Origin of the sequence: Carnobacterium sp. (genome assembly GCF_032094055.1) — a bacterium.
Taxonomy (GTDB): domain Bacteria; phylum Bacillota; class Bacilli; order Lactobacillales; family Carnobacteriaceae; genus Carnobacterium_A.
In genome coordinates this window covers 6,432-10,608 of sequence record NZ_DAMDAK010000090.1, presented here as the reverse complement: position 1 = coordinate 10,608, position 4,177 = coordinate 6,432, and the positions used below count along the sequence as shown (strand labels likewise).

The window sequence follows — 4,177 nt, the reverse complement described above, 5'->3', positions numbered from 1 at the left end:
ATGAACCTTTATTGGTATTAAATTTAGAAAGCGACCAGCGGGGAGCTATCAAAAGTCTGAGACAAGATCTGCGGGAGTTCTTTACAAATCAAACCGACCTAGATGCGTCTCGCTTGTAATTTGAAGCAAAATTGTCCTATGATAATAGAGTAAATAATAAAGAGGAGTTGTTCATTTATGGGCGAGGCATTACTTGAAAGTTATGAATTATACAATGGAGTAAAAATTCCTAAATTAGGTTTAGGCGTTTTCTTAATGAAAGATGAAGAAGAATTGGTCGAAGCAGTTAAAACGGCCGTCGAGGTAGGGTACCGTCATTTTGATACGGCTAAAATATATGGAAACGAACAATATGTAGCACGCGGGTTGAAAGAAGCAGGGATACCACGTAAGGATGTCTTTATAACTTCTAAAGTATGGAACTACGATCAAGGATATGAACAAACAAAAATTGCTTTTCAAGAATCATTAGATAAATTAGAAACAGATTACTTAGATTTGTATTTGATCCATTGGGCTGCTCCAAAATTTGTTGAAACTTGGAAAGCTATGATTGAGTTATACGAAGCTGGAAAAATTCGGGCAATTGGTGTATCGAACTTTCAAATCCACCATTTAGAAGAATTAAAAAATCAAGGATTAATGCAACCGATGATCAACCAAATCGAAACGCATCCTGAGTTTCCTCAAAATGAGCTTCATGAGTATATGAAAGCCAACGGGATCCTCCATGAAGCATGGGGACCATTGGGTCAAGGGAAATCCGAACTCTTAAAAAGCCCAGTATTAAAAGATATTGGACAAAAATACTTCAAGACTCCTGCACAAGTGATTTTACGCTGGCATTTAGAAAGAGGAGAAGTGGTCATTCCTAAATCAGTTCATGCTGACCGAATTAAAGAAAACAGTGAATTATTTGATTTTTCATTAACAGAAGAAGACATGGAAGAGATTGCCGGTTTGAATACAGAAACTCGTTACGGCGGCGATCCTGATGACCAGGAAAGAATGAAAGAAACCTCTATTAGACCAAAAAATGCATAAAAATAAAGGAGAGTTGGTAAAAAACCAACACTCCTTTATTTTTTTAGCTTACTCTGAACGTTTCTTTTCGTACTTCTTTGTTTTTATTGTTTGTCAGGACACCAATGCCATTTAAATCCATCTTTTGTTAAAAGCAGGTCACTTTCAACCGGTCCCATAGAACCACTTGGGTAGTTAGGGAACTCTACAGTTTCAGTATCCCAAGTTTTACGAATGATATCAACGAATTTCCAAGAACTAGCAACTTCATCCCAGTGAGTGAAGTTGGTAGAATCTCCATTCAGACAATCCAAAATCAGTTTTTCATATGCTTCTGAACTATTAGCTGTAGTTTCTGCAGAATGTTTATGTTCTAATTGCAAGGTTTCTGTTTCTAGACCAAGGCCTACTTTTTTAGTATTCAATTCTAAAGAAAACCCTTCAATAGGTTGAATATAAATAGTTAAGACATTGGGAGGTAAGGGCTCATCATTGTTATCAAATAAGTTTAAAGGAACATTTTTAAATTCAATATCAATTTGTGTGCCTTTATTCGTTAACCTTTTACCAGTCCGGAAATAAAAAGGAACACCCGACCATCTGAAATTATCGATCATGATTTTTCCAGCTACAAAGGTTTCTGTCTGAGAATCAGGAGCAACATTCAATTCTTCCCGGTATCCATTCAATTCTTCACTACTGATGGAACTTGGACCATATTGGCCGCGGACTAAATAGTCAGACACTTCTTCTGGTTTGAAAAGACGGACTGCTTGCAAGGCTTTAATTTTTTCTGTACGAATTTCCTTATCTTGCAAACGAGTTGGAGGCTCCATTGCCAATAACGAAATGACTTGAAGAATATGATTTTGCAGCATGTCTCTCAACGCGCCGCTGGTATCATAATATCCGCCTCGTTCTTCTACCCCGATCGATTCACTTAAAGTGATTTGAATATTATCGATATAACGGTTATTCCACATAGCTTCAAACATATTATTAGCAAAACGGACTGCAGAAATATTCTGAACCATCTCTTTTCCTAAATAATGGTCGATACGGTAAATTTGATTTTCCTCAAATGATGCACGAATTTGGTTATTCAATTCAAGTGCACTTTCGTAATCGTGGCCAAATGGTTTTTCAATAATCAAGCGATTGAAACCTTCAGCTGTAATCAAGTTGCAGTCTTTTAAATTCTGTGAAATGACACCAAAGAACTTAGGAGACATGGCTAAATAAAACAATCGATTTCCCTCTAATTGATAACGAGTATCTAAAGTTTCTGATAAAAGCTTAAGGATATCGTAATGTTCGATATCAGTCACATTATGAGATTGATAATAAAAATGACTTGCAAATTCTTGTGCATGTTCAGGAGATTCTATTAGATCTTGAATAGAATCCACGACGATTTCACGATAGTAATCATCTGTCCATTCTCTTCTTGCTGTTCCGATTACTGCAAATTTTTCCGCAAGGTAACCTTTTTTGTACAATCGATAAAGAGAAGGATATAGTTTTCTCTTTGCCAAATCTCCTGTTCCACCAAAAATAGTAAACAGAGCAATCTTTTCTTTACTCATTTATCTTTACCTCTCTTTCGATATAACCTTGTGTAGCGCTTTATTCGCAAACGGTCATCTTTCATATTATACAAGTATCTGTTGTTAGAATCAATCAAACCTGATTAATAAAATACTACAACTTCATTAAATAGAAATTGTCTATTCAAGTCAACCGGTGATTAAAAAATAAAGGGATTGCAAGGCAGATAAAAAATACAGTTATCAGTCATGGAATAATTTTATGAACATTGGTTTCCAAATGGAAGACTATTGTCAAGTAAAACAATGGCAAAATCCTCATAGAACGAACAATTGCTTAACGAATGAAGGCTGATTATGGTATAATACACAAGATGCAAAAGAGTATCGATAGAAAAGAGGCGGACAATAGTGGAACATACATTTGAAAAATTTAATTTACAACCATTTTTAATAGAAGCAATCAACGAAATAGGATTTACTCAGCCGACTGAAGTGCAAGATAAACTTATTCCTGCTATAAAAAAAGGAAAGAGCGTAATCGGTCAATCTCAAACAGGATCTGGTAAAACGCATACGTTCTTATTGCCTTTGATCAATGCAGTTGACCCGGCAAAAAAAGAAGTACAAGTCGTCATTACAACTCCAAGCCGAGAATTGGCGGAACAGATTTATCAAGCAGCACTTCAACTCGTCGAAAAAGCACCCGAAAGAATCATTGTACAAAACTTTGTCGGCGGGACAGATAAAAAACGACAAATAGCAAAATTGACAGGTACCCAACCGCATGTTGTAATAGGCACACCTGGGCGAATTTTAGATTTAGTGACCGAAAACGCCTTGTTGATCCATACTTCACCTGTACTGGTAATTGACGAAGCAGATATGACACTCGATATGGGATTTTTGGAAGATATTGATCAAATTGCTGGTAAGTTACCGACGCCATTACAAATGTTAGTTTTCTCGGCAACGATTCCTAATAAATTAAAACCATTCTTAAAAAAATATATGGAAAATCCTTTATATGAACACATTCAACCAAAAGAAGTCATTTCTTCTTCTATTGAGAATTGGTTGATTTCAACTAAAGGCAGAGATCGAATTGATGTTATTTATGAATTGCTGATGATTGGACAGCCTTATTTAGTGATGATATTTGCTAATACGAAAGCGAAAGTAGATGAAATTGCTGAGGGACTAAAAACTAGAGGGGTAAAAGTTGCTAAAATTCATGGGGACATTCCTCCTCGTGAACGGAAACGAGTTATGAAGCAAGTTCAAAATTTAGAATACCAATTTGTAGTAGCGACAGATTTAGCAGCTCGTGGAATTGACATTGAAGGAGTTTCTCATGTCATCAATGCTGAGATTCCGCGCGATTTGGATTTCTTTATTCACCGTGTCGGCCGGACAGGACGAAACAACCTTAAAGGTACAGCCATTACTTTATATGCTCCTAGCGATGAAAATCTGATTATTGATATTGAAAAATTAGGTATTACTTTTGAACCTAAAACCGTTAAAAATGGAGAAATCATTGATACCTTTGATCGTAAACGTCGCGCTCAACGTGAAAAGAAAAAATCAGAGCCTCTTGATGGAAC

General features: G+C 36.1%; 3 protein-coding genes. 2 read left to right on the top strand and 1 reads right to left on the bottom strand.

Annotated features, from left to right (window positions below; translation table 11 throughout):
* The first annotated feature begins 177 nt into the window (after positions 1-177).
* Positions 178-1,044: an aldo/keto reductase gene (locus RT405_RS11575; RefSeq protein WP_313469832.1), complete on the top strand. Its 867-nt coding sequence runs from the start codon at positions 178-180 to the stop codon at positions 1,042-1,044.
* Positions 1,045-1,127: 83 nt separating this feature from the next.
* On the opposite strand, the gene zwf is transcribed toward RT405_RS11575, so the two are convergent.
* On the bottom strand, positions 1,128-2,609 hold the full coding sequence (gene zwf / locus RT405_RS11570; RefSeq protein ID WP_313469830.1) for a glucose-6-phosphate dehydrogenase: 1,482 nt from the start codon (positions 2,607-2,609) through the stop codon (positions 1,128-1,130).
* 372 nt (positions 2,610-2,981) lie between these two features.
* Between zwf and RT405_RS11565 the strand changes: the two genes are divergently transcribed.
* The coding region (locus RT405_RS11565; RefSeq protein WP_313469834.1) for a DEAD/DEAH box helicase at positions 2,982-4,177 on the top strand (1,196 nt) is incomplete at its 3' end.